Source organism: Algoriphagus locisalis, assembly GCF_900116615.1.
GTDB classification, from domain to species: Bacteria; Bacteroidota; Bacteroidia; order Cytophagales; family Cyclobacteriaceae; genus Algoriphagus; species Algoriphagus locisalis.
This window is the reverse complement of record NZ_FPBF01000001.1, coordinates 429,919-450,597: the sequence shown is the minus strand read 5'-3', so window position 1 is coordinate 450,597 and position 20,679 is coordinate 429,919. Positions and strand designations below refer to the sequence as shown.

The following is a 20,679-nucleotide window of genomic DNA, read 5'->3' as shown; positions in this document are numbered from 1 at the left end:
CCAATATAACTTACACTATGAAATATTCAATTGATAAAAAAGAACAGTACGTCATCTTCACTCCACAGGAAGAGAAATTGGATTCATTACTTGCTCCAGTTTTGAAGTCTGAATTGTTGACGATTCATGCTGAAGGCTTCGAAAATCTTGTTTTGGACATGAGCGAAGTGAAATATGTAGATTCTTCAGGACTTAGTGCGCTTTTGGTAGGAGATCGTGAGTTTGGCAAAAACGGTGGTGTATTTATCATCTCCGGTGTTCAGGATCATGTGATGAAGCTTTTGAAAATCTCCATGCTTGACAAAAAGCTGAACTTGGTAAGCTCTCTTGAAGAAGCGAGTGAAGCAATCTTTATGCATGCTATCGAAAATGGCGAGGAGGAAGAAGAAGAGGAGGAAGGTTGATACCAGACTTTGAAGTCACCATATTAGGAAACACATCTTCCATCCCTGTGCATGGAAGGCATCATACTGCCCAAGTCGTTAGATTTGGGCAGGATTTTTTGCTACTGGATTGTGGAGAAGCGATGCAGCTTCAGGCTCGTGCCTATAAGGTCAAGGTCTCCAAAATCTCAAGTATTTTCATTTCACATCTCCATGGAGACCATTATTATGGCTTAATTGGCTTGCTTTCTAGCTACAGTTTAGGAAAGCGAACTACTCCCCTGACCATTTATGGACCAAAGGGATTGGATGAAATCATCACCACTAACTTCAGATATAGCAATACCAAATTGCCCTATCCTCTGAATTTTGTGGAAACACATGACGATGGATTAAACCTTCTCATTGAAACTTCCCGATACCAAGTTTTCAGCTTTCCATTAAAACATAGGCTGACTACGACAGGTTTTTTAGTCAAAGAAAAACATGGGCTGAGAAGTATGGTCAAAGAGAAACTTCAACAGAGTGAAGTGCCTCTTGCGGCGATACAGTCCCTTCGCCAAGGGGAAGATTATAAAGATGAGCAAGGAAAAGTTTACAAAGTAAAAGTTTACACGCACCCTTTGCCCCCACTCCGCTCCTACGCTTATTGCTCAGATACGATCTACAATCCAGCGTTGAAGCAATACATCAAAAATGTAGATCTGCTTTATCATGAGTCCACCTTTATGGAAGATAACCTTGAACGTGCAGCTAAGACCTATCACAGCACAGCCAAACAAGCTGCCGAAATAGCGAAAATGAGTCATGTGAAGAAGTTGCTTCTAGGTCATTTCTCCTCCCGATATGTGCATCTTGAGCCTTTATTGGAAGAAGCAAAAACAATTTTTGAAAATTCCATCTTAAGTGAAGAAGGCTCAACCTATGCACTATGAACAAGTCTCAAAACTCCAGAAAAACTAACCTATTTATCATTCTGGGAAGCATCTTCCTGACCAATGCTATTTTGGCAGAAATCATCGGGGTGAAGATATTTTCTGCGGAAAAAACCTTGGGTTTTGATCCTGTTAACTGGACTTTCTTTGGAGAATACTTATTGGATTTCAACCTGACTGCTGGGGCAGTGATATGGCCTGTAGTCTTTATTACTACCGATATTATCAATGAGTATTTTGGTAAGAAGGGAGTGAGAAAAATTTCATTTTTGACGGCTGGGCTGATTGCCTATGCATTTATAGTAATTAGTGTAGTCACAGCATTGACACCCGCGGATTTTTGGCTTGATGTAAATTCGACCACTCCCGATGGGGAAAGTTTTAATATCAGCTACGCCTTCAATACGATTTTCCGTCAGGGATTAGGAATCATAATTGGATCACTCACTGCATTTTTGCTCGGTCAGCTGATCGATGTGTATGTATTTCAAAAGCTGAGAGCAGTGACTGGAGAGAATAAAATTTGGCTCAGGGCTACTGGTTCCACATTGGTGTCTCAGTTTATTGATTCCTTTGTCGTTTTGGGCATCGCGTTTTATGTGTTTGGTAACTGGAGTTTCAGCCAGATCATCGCAGTGGGAATCATGAATTACATCTACAAAATGACTGTGGCTATTGCCCTTACTCCCCTACTATATTTAGCACATGGAGTTATTGATAAATACCTCGGCAAAGCCTTGGCTGCGGAAATGACAGCAGAAGCGAGTGAGGATAAAGCTTTTTTGTGATTGAGATTGGAAAATTGAAATATTGGAAGATTGGAAGATTAACTCCTTCTGGAAAATGACTAATTATTTGAATATCTTTGAGTAATGAAAACTTTACGGCTAGATATATCATTAACAGACCTGAAGAAATCACTTCAAAGCCTGTCTAACGAGGACAAAAAAGAACTCTATTTTTTCTTAGAAAATGAACTTACTAGCGATAAAGTGGAAGAACCTTCTGAAATACATTATGCATCGGAAAAATCTCTAGCCAAAGACTGGCTTACAAAAAAAGAAGATGAACAGTGGAAGGATTTGTAAAAGGTGATATTGTTGTAGTATCTTTTCCCTTTTCAGATTTAAGTGCATCAAAAAGACGGCCTGCTTTAGTTTTGGCCAATGCTGATAATGGAGATTACCTGCTTTGTCAAATCACATCCAAAATTATCAAAGACAAATAGGCTTTAGTGCTACCCGAGAATCGAATCATTGAAGGCTCACTTTTCAAATCAAGTAACATAAGACCAAACCGGATATTCACGGCAGACCAACGAATCATACTTTATAAAGCAGGTGAAATCGATCCCTTATTTCATGCTAAAGTTGTAGAGAAAATTATAGAGCTCATATCTTAACTTACCATACAATCCTTGGGAAAGCTAGCCTAGTTTACTTGCAACCAAATATTTTTCTCCCAAAACGGTCAAATTTCAAGTAATATTCTAAATACTTTCAAATATAGTTTGGTATTCCAAATTATTAATCATACTTTTGTGCCGTCAATAAGACATAGAACAATTTTTCGTGCCGTGAATTCCTTACTGTCGCTTGTCGGGATATTTATTAGGACCGAATGGCAGGGAAATTAAGGAAACATCATGGATCAAACACTCAAGTTCTCAGACTTGGGAATTTCTGCGGAAATTCTTAAGTCAGTGGAAGAGATGGGCTATACCCAACCTTCCCCAATTCAATCACAAGCTATTCCTTTCGTACTTCAGGGAAGAGATGTCATCGGACAGGCTCAAACTGGTACAGGTAAAACAGCAGCTTTTGCTATTCCTATTATCGACTTAGTCGATTCTGAATTCAACAAGCCACAAGCAATTATTCTTTGTCCTACCCGTGAGCTTGCAGTTCAGGTAGAAGGAGAAATTCAGAAACTTGCAAAATACCACAGACAGATTAACTCTGTTGCCATATATGGTGGTGAGTCTATCGACCGTCAGATCAGAGTGCTTCGCAAAGGAGTTCAGATCGTAGTTGGTACTCCAGGCCGTGTACAAGATCATATCAACCGTGGCACATTGAAGCTTGATTCAGTAGGCATCCTAGTATTGGACGAAGCTGATGAGATGCTAGACATGGGCTTCAGAGATGATATCGAGGCTATCCTTCAGGAAATGCCAGAAGAAAGACAGACGGTGTTCTTCTCTGCAACTATGGCAAGACCTATCATGGACTTGACCAGAAAATATCAGACAAATCCTGAGATTGTAAAAATAGACAAGAAGGAATTGACGGTATCGAACATCGAACAAACGTATTACGAGGTTAAAAATCCATTGAAATTGGAATTGATGGCTCGTTTGATGAATGTTCACAACATCAACCTTAGCGTAGTATTCTGTAATACTAAGAGAATGGTAGATGAAGTTACTGAAGGCTTGATCGCTAGAGGAATCGCTGCTGATGCACTTCACGGTGACCTTTCTCAAGCTCAGCGTGACAAAGTAATGGGCAAATTCCGTAAGGGACATTGCAAAGTACTTGTTGCAACTGACGTAGCTGCAAGAGGAATTGACGTTGACAATGTAGAGGCTGTATTCAACTACGACCTTCCATTAGACGAGGAATATTACGTACACCGTATCGGTCGTACTGGCCGTGCAGGTAGAAATGGTAAAGCCATCAACTTCGTAACAGGCCGAAGAGATAACTTCAAGATGAGAGATTTGGAAAGATATACCAAAGCTACCATCACCAAGATGTCTCCTCCTTCTGCTGCTGATTTGATCGAATTGAAAAAAGCTCAATTCGTGAAAAGCGTAACAGAACAAGTTCAGAAAGAAGAAGACAATCAAATCTTCGAAGCAACTATCGGACAGATGCTTGCTGAAGGTCTTACAATCGATCAGGTAGCTGTTGGCTTGATGAAGTTAGCGATGGGCGACTCTGTGAAAGAAATGAGCGAGCAGAACTTTAGCATTGACACTTACGGTGGCGACAGAAGAAGAGAAGGTGGACGTGACGGCGGAAGAGGCGAACGTGGCGGAAGATTCGAAAGAGGAGAGCGTGGCGAGAGAGGCGGAAGAAACGAACGTGGTGGCGAGAGAAGAAGAGAATTTGGATCTCGTGATGGAGGCTCAAGAGACGGAGGTAAAAGACCAGAAAGAGCTCGTGAAGCAAACATGACTCGTCTATTCCTGAACCTTGGTAAAAAAGACAGAATTCGTCCAAATGATATCGTAGGTGCAATTGCCGGTGAAACTGGTGTACCTGGTCGTAGCATTGGAGGTATCGATATCTATGACAACTTCTCTTTTGTAGATGTTCCTTCTAAAGATGCTGATCAAGTGATCAACGGTATGAAGAACAACACCATCAAAGGCAAGTCTGTCAGCATGGAAGTATCAAAAGGTTAATAGATTTTAAGGTTTATATGTAACTAAGGCACATTTCCTGGGGAAATGTGCTTTTTTTGTGTCTTAGTAAATTTAACGATGCAGCTTTTTTTTCAAGAAAACATAACTCCTCCCCTTATCACACTTGAGCCTGATGAATCCAAGCATCTCTGTCGTGTGCTTCGCAAAAAGCAAGGTGATCAAGTTTTTGTCACTAATGGAGAAGGTAACCTTTTCGAATGCGTCATACTGGAAGCAAATCCAAAAAAGACAAGTCTTAAAGTAATTCAAACTAGTGAGGTGGCATCAGATGATTTCCACATACACTTGGCAATTGCTCCAACCAAAAGCCCAGACAGAATGGAATGGATGGTGGAGAAAATCACAGAAATCGGCTTCCACGAACTTACACTTTTGGAAACGATGAATTCAGAAAGAAGCTACCTGAAAACTGATCGACTGGAGAAAAAAATAGTTTCTGCCTGCAAGCAAAGTCTGAAATACAGAATCCCAAAACTTCATACCATTTCCAAACTGAATGAAATCCTTGATTCAGGGGAATTTGAAGATTACCAGAAGTTTATCGCCTACGTAGATGAAAACCATGATTTTCATTTATTTGACAGTGCTGTGGCAAAAGGAAAGTATCTTATTTTAATTGGTCCAGAAGGCGATTTTGATCCGCTGGAAATCAAAAAAGCGCTTGCATCAGGCTTTAAACCTGTTTCACTGGGCAATGCAAGACTTCGAACGGAAACTGCTGGATTGGCTGCAGTGCAGATGCTGCAAACACTAAATCGTTAAAATATTCGTTTTTTTGTTAATCAGTTAAAGTTCTTGTTGAATAAACTATTGCATTTTCATTAATTTAGAGTCAAAGACCATTTTTACCGTGCCGTACAAAGAGCGAGAAATAGAAAAGAAATATTATTCCATTGGCGAAGTAGCGCAAATGTTTAAAGTTGCGCCTTCACTGATTCGATATTGGGAAGGTGAATTTGACATCATCCGTCCTAAGAAAGATAGAAAAGGCAATCGCCGCTACACCAAAGTTGACATCCAGAAGATCAAATACATTTATCATCTGGTGAAGGAAAAAGGATATACGCTCCAAGGCGCCCAAGAAGTGATCAAATCTGGAAAAGAGCAGGGATTTGATAAAGTTCAGGCGGTACAAAAACTCCAGGAGCTCAAAGACTTTTTAATAAATATCCGGGACGAATTCAATGCAAAATCAGGGGCATGAGGATTTACGCTACTATTTAGCTTTAGCCCTTGCTCCTAAAGTCGGGCCAGGAATATTCAAAGCTATTATAGCCTATTCCGGCTCTGCTGAGTTATTTTTCAAGCTTCCCAAAGGAAAAGTTGCCAAAACCCCAAAAGTTGGAGGTAAGCTTTTGGATCTTCGAAATCAAGAATCCGAACTACTGAGAAAAGCCGATGAGCTAATTTCCAACTGTCAAAAAAAGAATTTTCAAATTCTTACCTCCCTTCATCCTGACTTCCCAAAACGATTCAAAATGCAGGAGGACAGTCCCGTTGTGATTTTTGCTCAAGGAAAAACTGACCTTAATTTTGAACGAAGTGTAGGAATCGTCGGCACCAGAAGTGCTACAAGCTATGGAAAATCTGCCACAAGAAAGATCATTGAAGACTTGGCTATTTACCAACCTGCTATTATATCAGGTTTGGCATATGGGATAGATATAGAAGCACATCGAGCTGCACTTGCAGTTGGACTACCTACTATTGCTGTGATGGGCTCACCTATAGGGAGAATTTATCCTGCCGTTCATCGGAAAACAGCGGAATTGATTTTAGAAACCGGCGCTGTCATCAGTGAATATGCTCCGGAAAGCACAATGGTTCCGGGTAATTTTCCTGCGCGAAACCGGATAATAGCCAGCCTATCCGATGCACTTATCGTCGTAGAAGCAGCAGAAAAAGGAGGCGCTCTGATTACTGCGGAGATTGCCTACAGCTATGACAAGGATGTCTTTGCTGTGCCGGGTAACTTGCAATCCCAATACAGTGAGGGTTGTAATCTGCTGATCAAGAAAATGAAGGCTAATATCTACACTGGGCCAAATGATGTAGCTGAAGCGCTTTTCTGGAGTAAACCTGGAGAGGTAAAAACGGTTAAACCTAAACTGGATTTTACAAATCGAGAGGAAGATGACATTACGATTTTGAAACTTTTACTGGAAAAAGGCGAGATGGAAATTGACACCTTGAGTCTTTCTACCGACATACCGCTCGGACTACTGTCTTCTAAACTATTATCCTTAGAATTTGAAGGTATTGTTAAGTCTTTACCAGGGAAAAAGTATAGGCTTCTGATTTAGCGATTTTATGGATTGAATACGAAGTTTGCCAACTTCATAGCTTCTCCAAATTCCAATTTATTCAAGTTCAGCTCAAGGCCATCCAACTCCATCGTTTCGATCATCACCTCCGTAGCCATATTTCCCACCAACTCATCATCCGCCATCGGACAACCGCCATATCCTTTCAGCGCTCCGTCAAATCTCCTGCAACCCGCCTTTACCCCTGCCCTGACTTTTTCCGCAATTTCTTGAGGCTTACTGTGAAGATGTGCACCAAATTCAATATGAGGAAAAGCAGCAATCTGAAGACTCAACAAACTATTAATCAAAGTAGGGTCTGCCACGCCAATCGTATCAGATATAGAGATGATTTTCACTCCTAACTGATCCAATTTCTCTACGAACTCAGCCACTAATTCTGGAGAGTAAGCATCGCCATAGGGATTTCCAAAGCCCATACTTAGGTAAGTCACCAAGGTTTTCCCCTTCACTTCACATAAATTCTGGATTTCTTCTACGGTTGTTAACGCCTGAGCTATGCTTGCGTTAGTATTACGTTGTTGAAAGGTCTCTGAGACAGAAAGTGGAAAACCCAAATAATCAATTTCGGGGAAATCCATTGCGTCCTCAGCTCCTCTCACATTAGCTACAATTGCCAGAAGTTTACTCTTAGCATTATGCAAATCCAACAAGCTCAATACTTCAGCTGTATCTCGCATCTGCGGGATAGCCTTGGGGCTCACGAAACTCCCAAAATCAATCGTATCAAATCCCACCTCCAGCAATTGGTTGATGTAAGCGGCTTTGATAGCGGTATCTATAAATTTCGGAATTCCCTGCATGGCATCCCGTGGGCATTCTATCAATTTAATCATGGCTCAAGTTACCAAAGATCATTTACTCTTAGTTGAAAATTGGCGGGAAGTATTTTCGAGTTCTTATTTGCGGCTTTTATTCCACCATAATTATTGCTTTCAGAATGTCCCGAATGTGGGATTTTTGGGTAATAATTCTCATAAAGTGGGGAAAATTGATCAATGCTTAAGATAACTGCCAAGAAAGTAAAAACAGCTTAATAAGCAATTAAAGGCACTTTTTTTGTCAAATTCATTTGCCAAAAAAAGCTTGGAGACAGTATTGTGATTGAAACATTAGAATTAACCACTAACAACCTTTATTTAAACCAATCTAAAAATGAAAACTCAAGCAACACTACTTATCGGAGCAGCGGTATTGGCTGTCACTTCATGTGACACAAAAAATTACACAGAACAGGATCGTGTGCAGGCAACACAAAACTTAGAAAATTATGTAGATAGTGTAGAAACTGCAGTAAAAGTAGTTCCTGTACACAATTGGTCTGTAATTGACGAACGCTATGATAGCCTGGATTCCCGTGCTGAGAAAGTTTACAATGACCTAAAAGTAGAGGACGATAATCTGGAAATGATCGAAGAGCGCTATGAAACGGTAGTTAAAAATGCCAAGACTGAAGCGGAGAATTTCGAAAGAACCGCTGAGATGCACATGGGCAATGTGGAAACTTGGTGGGATAAAACTACGGCAGATGTAGAAAAAGGTACTAAAAACACCGCCGAAGATATCGAAGAGGCTACTCAGGAAAGTCTGGACTGGCTAGAAAAAAACTTCGACAAACTAGGTGATGAAACGAAGAAGAAATACCAAGAAATCACTGCGGAACTTCAAAGAGATTAATCTAAGTATTTCCTATAGAAAAAGCCTTCTGAATCAGTTTCAGAAGGCTTTTTTCAATTTTATCGTAAAGGGATCAGAATATTTTGATTCCTTTCTTTCCTCGTGAATGGCATTGTGTTTAGGTTTGTGGAGACACAAACCTAGGCTATGGAATTATTAAAATATCTCCTTAGCGATTTTATACGTGGTATCTGCCTTGCTCATGGTATAAAAATGCAAGGAAGGCACCTTAGCATTCACCAATTCTTTGCACTGCTGTATTGACCATTCTATCCCAACTTCTTTGACTTCAGCATTGGTTTTACACTTCTCCAACTCATCCATCAGCGGATCCGGTAAATCCAAAAAGAAGGTACGCGGAAGCATGGTAATCTGACCCAAAGTCGTGATAGGTTTGATTCCAGGAATAATCGGCACGTTAATGCCTGCAGAACGAACCTGATCTACAAATTCGAAGTATTTTTGATTGTCAAAGAACATCTGAGTTACGATGTACTCTGCACCCTTATCCACTTTCTCCTTCAGGTATTTCAGATCAAATTTCATTGATGGTGCTTCAAAGTGCTTCTCAGGATAACCAGCCGCGCCTACACAAAAATCAGTTTGAAAACCAATTTCAGTTTCTTCGTGCAGATACCTACCCTGATTCATGCGTATGATCTGCTCAATCAATTCACTGGCGTAACCATGGCCTTCCGGCTCTTTAATGAATTTCCCTTCTGTCTTTGGAGCATCTCCACGAAGCGCTAGCACATTCTCTACCCCAATGAAATTGAGGTCAATCAATGCATTTTCTGTTTCCTCCTTAGTGAATCCTCCACAAAGCAAATGAGGCACCGCATCGATGTGAAATCGATTCATAATTGCTGCGCAAATACCTACCGTTCCTGGACGTTTTTTGGTACTTATTCTTTCAAGCAATCCATTTGGGTGCTTCTTATAGATAAATTCTTCCCTGTGGTAGGTAACATCAACAAAGGGTGGCTTGAAATCCATCAAAGGAGCGATTCCTTCAAGCAATTCTTTCAAGCTTTGCCCTTTTAGAGGAGGCAAAATTTCGAAGGAAAATAGCGTGTTTTTCGCATTTCCTAAGTGTTCGGTGATCTTCATGTGGTAGGTTCTACTATGGTTAAATTAGGCTGATAAGCAAGGTTTGGAGAGAGTAAGCGCTCAGCATCTTTAAGCGAAATCCCTTTTCGCTCGGCATAGCTCGCCACTTGGTCCTCTCCTATTTTCCCAAGACCAAAATATTTGCTCTCAGGATTTCCAAAGAAATACCCTGAAACGGATGAGGTTGGGTACATCGCAAAGCTGGAAGTTAGTTCGATCCCAATTTCTTTCTCCATATCCAAAAGCTGTGAAATCGTGATCTTCTCTGAATGTTCAGGACAAGCTGGATATCCTGGTGCAGGTCTGATACCTAGGTACTCCTCTCGTACCAAAGAATCATTTTCCAGGTTTTCATCAGGAGAATAGCCCCAGTATTCCTTTCTCACCAATTCGTGAATATATTCTGCAGCAGCTTCAGCTAGGCGATCCGCAACAGACTTGAACATAATATCATTGTAGTCATCCCCGTCTTTCTGGAATTCGGCAAGTTTCTTTTCCATTCCAATTCCTGAAGTCACCGCGAAGCAACCCAAGTAATCTTGCTCGGAAGGATGTAAATAATCAGCTAAAGAGCGATTTGGAACTCCCTTTCCTTTTTTGCCTTGCTGGCGCAAAAAGTGAAAGGATGCGGCCTGATTTCCATCTTCATCAAATACGACTGCATCATCTTCAGATCTTTGCACAGGGTAAAGCCCAAAAACAGCATTCGCAGAAAGCCACTTCTCAGCAATTGCTTTGTCTAGCATAGCGTTGGCTTCATCATAAACTTTCTTTGCTTCATTGCCCACCACTGGATCGGAGAAGATTTTAGGAAATTTCCCGCTGAGCATCCAAGTGCTGAAAAATGGAGTCCAGTCAATGTATTCCCGAACAATATTCAGATCAAGTTCTTTCAGCACAGTCCTGCCCAATTTCTTTGGAACCACCGGCTCATAGGAACTCCAGTCTATTTCCACAGGATTAGCTTTAGCTTCGTTATAGGATACGAGTTGCTTAACCGATTGCTTGGCCTCGTGCTCTACCCGGAGTTGGGCATAGATCTCTTTATATTTTAAGCGATAAGCCTCCTTTGTTTCCTCAGAAATAGCCTCTCCCGCAATAGGAACAGACTTACTGGCATCCATTACATGGATTACCGTGCCACTGTACACAGGGTCGATTTTGACTGCAGTATGAATTCTAGAAGTTGTGGCGCCGCCGATTAACAAAGGAATTTTAATTCCCTGCCGCTCCATTTCCGAAGCCACATTCACCATTTCATCCAGAGAAGGAGTGATCAAACCGCTAAGTCCAATGATATCTACTTTATTCTTTACCGCTTCATCTATGATTTTCTGGGCATCCACCATTACTCCCAAATCAATGATTTGGTAGCTATTACAGGCTAAAACCACACCCACGATATTTTTTCCAATATCATGAACATCACCTTTGACAGTTGCCAAAAGAATCTTTTTCAAGGAAGAAGCTTCCTGACCTTCTTCAGGTAGAGGCATAAATGGCTCCAGATAAGCTACCGCCTTTTTCATAACCCGGGCAGATTTCACCACCTGAGGAAGGAACATTTTTCCTTCACCAAATAAGTCCCCTACCACATTCATCCCATCCATCAAAGGCCCTTCTATGACTTTCAGCGGATTCTTAAGCTCAATTCTAGCTTCCTCCGTATCTTCTACGATGAAGTCCAAAATCCCTTTAACCAAGGCATGCTCCATACGCTTAGCCACAGGATCCGAACGCCAAGCCTCGTTGACAACTTCCTTCTTATCAGCAGACTTAACAGTCTCTGCAAAATCAAGCATACGCTCAGTGGCATCCTCTCTTCTATCGAAAAGCACATCCTCCACTCTTTCGAGCAGGTCTTTTGGGATATCGTCATAGATCTCCAACATGGTTGGGTTGACGATACCCATGTCCATTCCACTTTTGATCGCATGGTAGAGAAAAGCAGCATGCATTGCCTCTCTCACAGGGTTATTTCCCCTGAAGGAAAAACTCACATTACTGACTCCTCCACTGACCTTGGCACCAGGAAGATTTGCTTTGATCCATTTAGTTGCATTGAAGAAGTCAAGCGCATTCTTTCGGTGCTCATCCATCCCGGTAGCAACTGGGAAAATATTCGGATCGAAAATAATATCCTGAGGATTGAATTTCACCTGATCCACAAGTATTCTATAGCTTCTTTCGCAGATCTCTATTCTACGCTCATAAGTATCCGCTTGTCCTGCCTCATCAAAAGCCATCACGACTACAGCAGCACCGAATTTCTTTACAGTCTTCGCCTGCTGGATAAATTCTTCTTCACCATTTTTCAGTGAGATAGAATTCACAATTCCTTTTCCCTGCACACATTTCAATCCAGCGACGATGATCTTCCATTTGGAACTATCGATCATAATAGGGATTCTGGAAATCTCAGGTTCAGAGGCTATCAGATTAAGGAATTTGACCATCGCAAATTCCCCGTCAAGCATCCCTTCGTCCATACAGACATCCAGCACCTGGGCTCCGCCGCGTACCTGATCCAATGCCACTTCGAGAGCTTCATCGTAATTCCCATTCAATATCAGACGGGCAAATTTTTTCGATCCGGTGATATTGGTTCGTTCGCCTACATTGACAAAATTGATTTCAGGGGTAAATACCAAGGGCTCTAAGCCCGAGAGTTTCATGTAGTTATTTCTTGCCATCTTCTCAGTCCAACGTTTCTTCTAATTCTTCTTCTTGTAATTTTCTAGGCTGGAAATTAGCAGCCATTTGCGCCAAAGCAGCGATATGTTCAGGCGTAGTTCCGCAGCATCCGCCAAGTATGTTCAGCATTCCTTCTTTCAAAAAGTCTCTCACCTGATCAGCCATTTCATTTGCTCCCTGATCGTATTGCCCAAATTCATTTGGCAAGCCGGCATTTGGATAGGCACTCACAAAGAATGGTGCCTTATTCGCAAGTACCTTCAAATAAGGTCTCAATTCTTTGGCTCCCAAAGCACAATTCAGTCCAACTGAAAGTAAAGGCACATGGGAAATTGAAATCAAAAATGCTTCTGTAGTCTGACCGGAAAGCGTACGCCCTGAAGCATCGGTAATTGTACCCGAAATCATAATCGGAATACCTCCTTCTTTTGGATCCAAAGGAATATTTCGCTCCTCATACACGTCCTGAATGGCATACAAAGCTGCTTTTGCATTCAGTGTATCAAAAATCGTCTCTACCAAAATGATATCTGCCCCACCATCCAAAAGCCCATGAACTTGCTCTGAATACGCTTCTGCCAATTGATCAAAAGTAACCGCACGATAGCCCGGATCATTTACATCAGGAGAAAGTGAGGCTGTTCTATTGGTTGGCCCAATTGCTCCTGCTACAAATCGCGGTTTATCTGGATTCTTTGCTGTGAATTCATCAGCAACTTCACGAGCCAATTTTGCAGACTCAAAATTGATCTGATAAGCTAAGTGAGAAAGATCGTAATCTGCCTGAGCGATAGTAGTCGCTGAGAAGGTATTGGTTTCTATAATATCTGCTCCAGCTTTGAAATATTCAGCATGAATATCCTTAATAATCTGAGGTTTGCTCAGAGATAAGAGATCGTTATTCCCCTTCAATGATTTAGGGTGTGACGCTAGTTCAGGAGTACGAAAATCCTCCTCTGTCAAAGTATATCGCTGAATCATGGTACCCATGGCTCCATCGAGAATCAAAATTCGCTGAGAAAGTTGTTGAAGTAGGGTTTCCGTTCTGTTTTGCATACTAGTCTTTTTTTAATCAAAAAGCTTATCGAGCAACACACGGAAAAAAGTACAAAGTACTGATCCGCTCATCTGTTCCCGATGAATCGGGATGGGAGTTAGCACCTTGTTTACAGGTTGCTAAGACTTCGTCGGGCCCTTCCCTCAGTCTTTCTCGATAAGCATCCCAAAGTTAATAGCATTTTGATAATAAAACAGGAGTTTTGCTTAAAAGGCTCTACTAAAAATAGACCTGAATTGAATAAAGTATAACCTTAAGGCCTCACCCCTACACCGAAACTCAAGTATGATCCTGACATGAAACTCGCCATACTTTGATCACCCAGCTTGTAGTTTGCCAAAGGAATTTCATAGCCGGCAGCAGCTGTGAATACAAGTTTAAAAAGCTTGCGTTTTGTCATAGGAATAGCATAATCCACAAAAACCTCCGGCTTCATCATTAATCCATTATTTTTTAAATACCCATCAAATTCCCGCTGCTCGAATAGCTCAGGAAAATCAGGTTTTGCCTCTTTAAGTAGTGAATAACGTATGTTTCCAAAGCCTAGACCTGCCAGTGCACCTATTCCAATATTCCTATATTCTATGAGATTATACCCCATATTACCATAGATTCTGAGACTATTTAAGGAGTGATTTCTTTCTGCATTTGCTTTGCCACTCAAGGCTAGATTGTAGAGTTCTGCTCCATACAGCAAGCGATCAGTATTCCCCAATATTCTCAAACCCCAATTTGATGGAGATCCAGTCAATGGGTTTAAGCCTGCGTCTTCTAGTTTAGCATTGAATGCTTTGGCATTGGTAAAGTGAAAGCCTCGGATCAAAGAAACTCCTATGCTCGCGTCTTTATAGAAAAAGTTTCGGTCAGCTAGTGAAATCCCAGCGCCAACTCTGATGAATGCGCCACTTTGGGCATTGTCAAAAGAAATTCCATGCATGTTCCATTTTCCCTGAATAGGGCTGAAAGAATATCCCATTTTGGTGATTAGCTGCAAAGCCTCCGGTCTGCCAGGCAAATCAAAATCATAACTCAACTGAAAACCAATCTCCGTAAGAAAGTTACCGTAGTTGAACGTTCCTTTTTGAATGTCTTTTTTCCTTAGAATAAACCCTTGGGCTGGATTTGCTAAAAAAGAGTCCAGATTTTCAGAGCGCTCTGAGGGCAACATCTGGAAATTTAGAAATCCCACACCCAACGACATGTAATGAATCAGCTGAAAACGAGACTCTTCAGTAAATGCATACCCAACATTCAGCAATGCTCTGGAGGTGCGGTAATTCATCCTAAACTCATCCAACTCGCTCACTCCTCCTCTATTATGAAGCACTTCCATACCCAAAACAAAATCGTTGATTCTAGTCTGGTAGCCCAGCCCGACGGTTTGATATCGGTTTCTGAGACCTGACAAGCCTCTAGCCTGAAGCATCTGGTCAAATTGATTGAGCTTACCGCCAGAGGTCCCCAGCAAAGCATAAAAGGTTGGCCGTTTTGACATTAATTGCTGTCCGTATGAACTCGCAACAAAAGAAAAGAAGAAAAAAAGGAAAATATATCTTCGAAAAAGGGGCATTGAATAGTCGGTTTGAAATAAGCTGGTAAAAACCCAGAGCTCCAAGGCAAAATTAATGCTAAACCGCTTTCAGCTGAGATTTTTTGGGGTAAGATGCTCAGTTATTTTACCATATAACCCTTCTGGGGTAAATGGCTTTTCTATAAAATCATTAATGGCTAACTCCAGCATTTGAGACTTTAAATCTTGATGTGAGGCGGCTGAAAGAACCAAAATGGGAAGTTGACTTTTCTTTAAATCACTGTCTTCACGTATTAGCTTGGCTACAGAAAGCCCATCCATAACTGGCATCTGTATATCTAAAAGTATAATATCAAAATCCCCTTTACGGAACTCATCAATTGCTTCTTGACCGTCTGAGGCTATCACTAACCTACCAACGTGCCAGTTTTTGAGAAATTTCTTAATCAGGATTTGGTTAACCAGATTATCCTCCGCTACTAAGATTGAGGCATGCTGCAAAGACTTTTCTTTATATTCCTGTTGTTGGGACTGACCTGTACTATTTAATTCCACGCTTTTAAATTTCAATGTAAACTCAAAGGAACTGCCTTGATTCAACGAAGTTGATACCCTGATTTCAGAGCCATGAAGTTCAACTAATCTCTTCACAATTGCTAATCCCAGCCCTGTTCCACCAAATTTACGGGTAGTATCTGAGGTGGCTTGGGTGAATGCTTCAAAAATTGAATTAACCTTATCTTCAGGGATACCAATTCCGGTATCCTCAATTTTAAATTTGATCTGGCAGACATCTTCGTCTGCGCTTACTATCTGCAAAACAGTCCTTACTTGACCTTTATCCGTGAATTTGATTGCATTAGAAAGCAAGTTATTAATGATTTGACTCAATCTCAAAGAGTCCCCAATAATCATTTCCGGTATTTCACCATCAATATCGGTATTGATTTTCAATCCCTTTTCCTTGGCTTGGAAACTGTAAGAATGCACTATCCGGTTGATTAATACACGCAAATCAAATGGGGAATGCTCCAGTTCTATCTTCCCGGCATCTATTTTACTGAAATCAAGGATATCGTTGATCAATCCCATCAGGTTCTCCGCTGAAAATTTGAGTGTTTTTAGGTTTTCCAATTGGTCTTCTCTGGGGTTTTCATCCATCAGGAGATGTGCCATACCTATGACTGCATTCATGGGGGTTCTGATCTCATGACTCATTACCGATAGAAACTGGGACTTGGCAAGTGATGCCTGCTCTGCTCTTTCTTTTGCAAGAAACAAATCCTTCTGCGTCTGCTTCAGTTCCGTAATATCCCTCGCTATTCCCGTGTAGAATTGATTTTTCCCTCCTGCTTCCTGTACCATTCTTCCATTGGAGCTAACCACACGATAGCTTCCATTTTTATGCCTAATGCGGTATTCTAAGTATTGGTTTTCATTTAAAAAATCACTGATTTCACCACCTATTGAAAGAAATACATCTAAATCTTCAGGATTGAGGTAATCCAAAAAGCTTTTGCCTGTGACCTCCTTCGCGTCATAGCCGAGGAACTGCTTCACATTTGGAGAAATATAATAGATGTCAAGTGTGTCGGAGAGAGAGAAAATAATCTCAGTTGATTCCTCCACCAGTCGCCTATACTTCTCCTCGGACTGCAATAGTTCCTCCCTGGTTTTGGCCAGTATTTCGTCCTGACCCACTCGATACGGTGTTTTGTGACCCCGTACGATCAAAAACCTTTCAGTGTAGCTTGAAGGAAGATTTGTAAACGTCCACTCATATTCCCCTGAATCAGCTTGTTTTGGTTTTATTGTTTCCAGATGGGTGTTTTTCGGAATTGTTCCCGTCCTAAAAAATACCTCAAGATCCTTGACCACCTTTTCTTCAACTATGCTACTCCTCCAATCAAATGGTATTTCCAGGAAGTTTTCTAAAAAATACCTGTTGAAAAATATTATCTCCTCTGCTTCTATGATAAATAAAGGAGCATTCAACTCATTGAAAACATCTGAAATATCAAACTGATTGAATTGTTTCATAGGCTAGGAAGCCTCTCCTTCTTACGTTTTATATCAAAATTGAATTGGATTCTACAACACCATGCATTTTAAAACTAAAAACAAAATATAAGTAAACATCTTCAATTTTCAACTATCTGCTTTTGAATTTAAAGCAACTTCTTTTTCACCTTAATTTAGCAATAAACCTTTTCTTTGTAATATTCGTGATCACATTTAAACCTATTTCAACTTAACTTCAAATACAATGATTGTAACAACCACTAACACACTTGATGGCTACAGCGTAGAGCAATACTTGGGAATTGTATCCGGAGAAACCATTATTGGAGCCAACGTTTTCAAGGACTTTTTCGCAAGCATCACCGACATCGTAGGAGGAAGATCATCTGCTTATGAGCGGGTATTGCGTGAAGCAAAAGCAACCGCGATGACAGAAATGGAAATGCAGGCTAGAACATTCGGAGCCAACGCAATAATTGGGATTGATCTAGACTATGAAACCATTCGGGATGGAATGCTGATGGTCACCGCCAGTGGCACGGCAGTAAAAGTTGTGAAACAGTAACTATAATGTATCTGGAAAGTCCTGAGAAATCAGGACTTTTTTATTTGTCCAATTACAGCTGCCAAATTGGCTTTTTTACAAAAATGATCCCCTACGATTACATTTGGGGCAGTTTTACACATATCCATACATTTGGTTTTGATGAATTTGCATGTGCCTTTCATAGAACTTTCATTTGTAAGATTTTTAAGTTCTTTACTCAGCTTTTTAGCACCCTCCTTCTTACAGTCAGATCCATTGCACACAAAAACCAATTTTCTGGAATGTTTCATTATCCTACCGAAATAGCCTGCATCATCAAACCACAAAGATACGCTCCATAAGTGCCAGCTGCATAGCCAAGAACAGCTAATAATACTCCAACCGGAGCCAGCGAAGCATCAAAGGCAGCTGCAACGATTGGTGCGGATGCCGCACCGCCTACGTTTGCCTGCGACCCAACTGCCACATAGAAGAAAGGAGCTTTGATGATGTATGCAACGATAAGCATGATGATGATGTGAAAAATCATCCATACTATGCCTACCACAAACAATAGCGGATTATCAAGAACTGCTCCCAAGTCCATTTGCATCCCAATAGTAGCCACTAACACATAGAGCAATACACTTCCCATACGAGATGCACCAGCACCTTCCAATTTCCTTGCTTTGGTAAATGACAATAAAAGTCCGGCTGTGGTTGCTATTACCACAATCCAGAAAAATGCCGAATCCAGTGAATACTGCTTCAGGTTAGGGTAGTTTTCTCCAATGAAAGGTGCTACATAATCTGCTGTCAAATGTGCTAATCCTGTTACACCAAACCCAACACCGAGAATAATCATCGTATCAGAAAGCGTCGGAATCTTCATTATTCCCTTCCTGAATTCTTCTATTTTATCACGCAGTTCATAGATTTTGGTACTATCCGCTTTGAACAGCTTATCGATTTTTTCTGGCTTTGCAGCCCAATAAAGCAATACAGCCATCCACAGGTTAGCGACCAAAACATCCACTGCTATCATCTGACTGAATAACTCCGGACTAGGCCCAAACACTTCCAACATTGCCGTTTGATTAGCACCGCCCCCTATCCATGATCCTGCAATAGTCGATAGTCCTCTCCAAACTTCCTCCGGACCGGAGCCGCCAAGCAAATCAGGAAAGAAAGTACCCACCGTCAGTAAGGCTAAAGGTCCCCCAAGCATGATTCCAACTGTTCCCGCTAAAAACATGGTTAGTGCTTTTGGTCCCAATTTCAAAATCCCCTTGATATCAATACTTATGGTAAACAACACCAAGGAGGCCGGAAGCAAATACCTACTTGCAACTTTATATAGTGAGGAACTTTCACCAGAAATCAAACCGAATGAATTGGCAAGTGCCGGGATAAAATAGCAAAGCAAAACGGTGGGAACTACTCCGTAGAATTTCTTCCAAAAAGGTTTATCACTGGCTGAAGTAGCAAAAATGAGCGCCAAAATTGCCATCAGTAATCCGAAAACTACAGCATCATTTGTAAGCAAAGGGGTATTTTCTTCCATTATATCTGGGATAATCGACTGCAACAATACCAACATTTGCGCAAAAAGACCAGAATTCTAATTCTTTCCGTTTTCCAGAATCTGCAAAAACTCACTTAAAATCATTGCGGTAGCTCCCCAAACCATCTCCTGATCCACTTCAAAATAGGGCGTGTCTAATCGGAAACTATCACTGAACTCCAAGACCTTTTGTTTGCGAAAAGATGGCTCATAAAGCGTACTTACTGCAGTTTGAATTATTCTGGCTACTTCCTTTTCCTCAGGAACAAAATCAGGAAGCACTTCTGAATAACCCAAAACTGGACTAACCAAAAAATTACTCGTAGGAATAAACAAATCACTCATTCTTCCTATCAATTTAACTTGCTCTGGCTTAATATTGACTTCCTCCCAAGCTTCACGAAGTGCTGTTTCTATCTCATCTTCGTCATCTTCTTCCATTTTACCGCCTGGAAAAGCAATCTGCCCACTATGAACTCCTTTGTAAACTGGCCTCTTGATCAGTGGAAAAAATGCCTTGTCATCGTTTGGATAAAGTAGAATCAAAACAGATCCTTTTCGATGATTATCAGGCAATTTAGAATCAAACCGCCTTGAATCTACAGGATTTGGAGACATGGACAGCTGAGCTTTTTTGCCAGGAAGGGGATATTTCATCCCTTTTTCCAACAAATCCAAAACGCTCCTAAAATCCATTATTAACTTAAGTCTATCTGTTTTATTTTTTTATTGAGATAAGAGTGTGACTCATAGCTCTGGGAAACCGAGGTAAATTGGAATTGCCTCAATTCATGATTTTCTACATTGATTAGCCATGCCATAGGTCGATATCCGGACTCTTCCTGAAAATATCCAAATACTAAAAACTCCTGAGCACTTAACCATATCCCGTCTTCAAACATTCCCGAAGGCCCCATAAAAAGTAAACGCTCCTTCATACCATCTTCCCGGTACCAAACCACTTCAGAATCTGGGTTCAAATAAGGCGTATCTAGACCTTCTTGTGCTTCTACTTTATAACTATAGATGTCAATAGTCCCATTTCCCTCAGGGTGTGGAAACTGATAGGGAAAAAGCGGATCTTCTTCCAAAATCGGGTTCTTCTCCGGCATTTCCATAGGATCTATCGAGTCAGTCATGACCAACTCAAATTGGGAAGCGTCAAACCTCCCGAGGTCACTACTCCAGTGACTAAACCAGGTCTTATTTTGAGCTAAGGCTAAGTCTATCTGGGCTCGGTTTCGGCTTACTTCTTCGGCTGTAGTTGAGCTGTTGCCCAGACGGTTTTCTTCTAGTTTCTCCTTGGAATCACAGGCTAAAAGAGACCATATCGCCATGCCAAAGGTGATCAAATAAGTAGGTGTAAATTTCGAGCTCCTCATGGAAGGTTAAATTGAGAAAGTTAAGCTAAGTCTTGACGAGT

At 41.1% G+C, this 20,679-nt stretch carries 20 protein-coding genes and 1 riboswitch; of the genes, 10 read left to right on the top strand and 10 right to left on the bottom strand.

What is annotated here, in order from left to right:
• Positions 1–17 precede the first annotated feature (17 nt).
• The 8 genes from BM386_RS01965 to dprA all read left to right on the top strand — a co-directional run bounded on the left by BM386_RS01965 (position 18) and on the right by dprA (position 7,054).
• Positions 18–404 (top strand): STAS domain-containing protein, encoded by a 387-nt coding sequence (locus tag BM386_RS01965; protein WP_091691382.1) that lies wholly within the window; start codon positions 18–20, stop codon positions 402–404.
• The gene (locus BM386_RS01960) at positions 401–1,318 is read left to right on the top strand and encodes a ribonuclease Z (protein WP_091691381.1); all 918 of its coding nucleotides are present in this window, start codon (positions 401–403) and stop codon (positions 1,316–1,318) included. Before BM386_RS01965 ends, BM386_RS01960 begins: the two co-directional genes overlap by 4 nt.
• Complete coding sequence (locus BM386_RS01955; RefSeq protein WP_091691380.1) at positions 1,315–2,106, top strand: queuosine precursor transporter; 792 nt, start codon at positions 1,315–1,317, stop codon at positions 2,104–2,106. The genes BM386_RS01960 and BM386_RS01955 overlap by 4 nt, the downstream gene beginning before the upstream one ends.
• Before the next feature lie 84 nt (positions 2,107–2,190).
• Positions 2,191–2,406, top strand: a complete 216-nt coding sequence (locus BM386_RS01950; protein ID WP_091691379.1) for a hypothetical protein — start codon at positions 2,191–2,193, stop codon at positions 2,404–2,406.
• Between the two features lie 557 nt (positions 2,407–2,963).
• Complete coding sequence (locus BM386_RS01940; RefSeq protein ID WP_091691378.1) at positions 2,964–4,730, top strand: DEAD/DEAH box helicase; 1,767 nt, start codon at positions 2,964–2,966, stop codon at positions 4,728–4,730.
• A gap of 78 nt (positions 4,731–4,808) precedes the next feature.
• The gene (locus BM386_RS01935; protein ID WP_091691377.1) at positions 4,809–5,513 is read left to right on the top strand and encodes an RsmE family RNA methyltransferase; all 705 of its coding nucleotides are present in this window, start codon (positions 4,809–4,811) and stop codon (positions 5,511–5,513) included.
• Between the two features lie 88 nt (positions 5,514–5,601).
• On the top strand, positions 5,602–5,955 hold the full coding sequence (locus BM386_RS01930) for a MerR family transcriptional regulator (protein ID WP_091691376.1): 354 nt from the start codon (positions 5,602–5,604) through the stop codon (positions 5,953–5,955).
• The gene (gene dprA / locus BM386_RS01925; RefSeq protein ID WP_091691375.1) at positions 5,936–7,054 is read left to right on the top strand and encodes a DNA-processing protein DprA; all 1,119 of its coding nucleotides are present in this window, start codon (positions 5,936–5,938) and stop codon (positions 7,052–7,054) included. The genes BM386_RS01930 and dprA overlap by 20 nt, the downstream gene beginning before the upstream one ends.
• Positions 7,055–7,059: 5 nt before the next feature.
• Here dprA and BM386_RS01920 read toward each other — a convergent pair whose 3' ends face one another.
• Positions 7,060–7,911 carry a hydroxymethylglutaryl-CoA lyase gene (locus tag BM386_RS01920; RefSeq protein ID WP_091691374.1) on the bottom strand — a complete coding sequence of 284 codons (852 nt, stop codon included), beginning with the start codon at positions 7,909–7,911 and terminating at the stop codon, positions 7,060–7,062.
• A 319-nt stretch (positions 7,912–8,230) separates the two neighbouring features.
• On the opposite strand from BM386_RS01920, the gene BM386_RS01915 reads away from it, so the two are divergent.
• Positions 8,231–8,752, top strand: coding sequence for a hypothetical protein (locus BM386_RS01915; RefSeq protein WP_091691373.1), 522 nt, complete (start codon positions 8,231–8,233; stop codon positions 8,750–8,752).
• Positions 8,753–8,908: 156 nt separating this feature from the next.
• Here BM386_RS01915 and metF read toward each other — a convergent pair whose 3' ends face one another.
• From metF to BM386_RS01890, 5 genes are all read right to left on the bottom strand, one after another.
• Positions 8,909–9,862: a methylenetetrahydrofolate reductase [NAD(P)H] gene (gene metF / locus BM386_RS01910; RefSeq protein WP_091691372.1), complete on the bottom strand. Its 954-nt coding sequence runs from the start codon at positions 9,860–9,862 to the stop codon at positions 8,909–8,911.
• Positions 9,859–12,555, bottom strand: coding sequence for a methionine synthase (gene metH / locus BM386_RS01905; RefSeq protein WP_091691371.1), 2,697 nt, complete (start codon positions 12,553–12,555; stop codon positions 9,859–9,861). Before metH ends, metF begins: the two co-directional genes overlap by 4 nt.
• 4 nt (positions 12,556–12,559) lie before the next feature.
• A complete protein-coding gene (locus BM386_RS01900) occupies positions 12,560–13,612 on the bottom strand; it encodes a homocysteine S-methyltransferase family protein (RefSeq protein ID WP_091691370.1) in 1,053 nt (350 codons plus the stop codon).
• 65 nt (positions 13,613–13,677) lie between these two features.
• Positions 13,678–13,776, bottom strand: a riboswitch (SAM riboswitch).
• Between the two features lie 90 nt (positions 13,777–13,866).
• Entirely contained in the window at positions 13,867–15,108 is a 1,242-nt protein-coding gene (locus tag BM386_RS01895; protein ID WP_244545436.1) for a hypothetical protein, read from the bottom strand.
• Between the two features lie 144 nt (positions 15,109–15,252).
• Complete coding sequence (locus BM386_RS01890; RefSeq protein WP_091691369.1) at positions 15,253–17,184, bottom strand: hybrid sensor histidine kinase/response regulator; 1,932 nt, start codon at positions 17,182–17,184, stop codon at positions 15,253–15,255.
• 226 nt (positions 17,185–17,410) lie between these two features.
• Here BM386_RS01890 and BM386_RS01885 point away from each other — a divergent pair, with 226 nt between their 5' ends.
• Positions 17,411–17,731: a YbjQ family protein gene (locus BM386_RS01885; protein WP_091691368.1), complete on the top strand. Its 321-nt coding sequence runs from the start codon at positions 17,411–17,413 to the stop codon at positions 17,729–17,731.
• 29 nt (positions 17,732–17,760) lie between these two features.
• Here BM386_RS01885 and BM386_RS01880 read toward each other — a convergent pair whose 3' ends face one another.
• From BM386_RS01880 to BM386_RS01865, 4 genes are read right to left on the bottom strand one after another with little or no spacing between them, the layout of a single operon-like run.
• Positions 17,761–18,003 (bottom strand): (2Fe-2S) ferredoxin domain-containing protein, encoded by a 243-nt coding sequence (locus tag BM386_RS01880; protein ID WP_091691367.1) that lies wholly within the window; start codon positions 18,001–18,003, stop codon positions 17,761–17,763.
• Entirely contained in the window at positions 18,003–19,256 is a 1,254-nt protein-coding gene (locus tag BM386_RS01875; RefSeq protein WP_091691916.1) for a DUF819 family protein, read from the bottom strand. The genes BM386_RS01880 and BM386_RS01875 overlap by 1 nt, the downstream gene beginning before the upstream one ends.
• Positions 19,257–19,313: 57 nt before the next feature.
• Complete coding sequence (locus BM386_RS01870; protein ID WP_091691366.1) at positions 19,314–19,952, bottom strand: NUDIX hydrolase; 639 nt, start codon at positions 19,950–19,952, stop codon at positions 19,314–19,316.
• Positions 19,953–19,954: 2 nt separating this feature from the next.
• Positions 19,955–20,638: a hypothetical protein gene (locus tag BM386_RS01865; RefSeq protein WP_091691365.1), complete on the bottom strand. Its 684-nt coding sequence runs from the start codon at positions 20,636–20,638 to the stop codon at positions 19,955–19,957.
• Between the last annotated feature and the right edge of the window lie 41 nt (positions 20,639–20,679).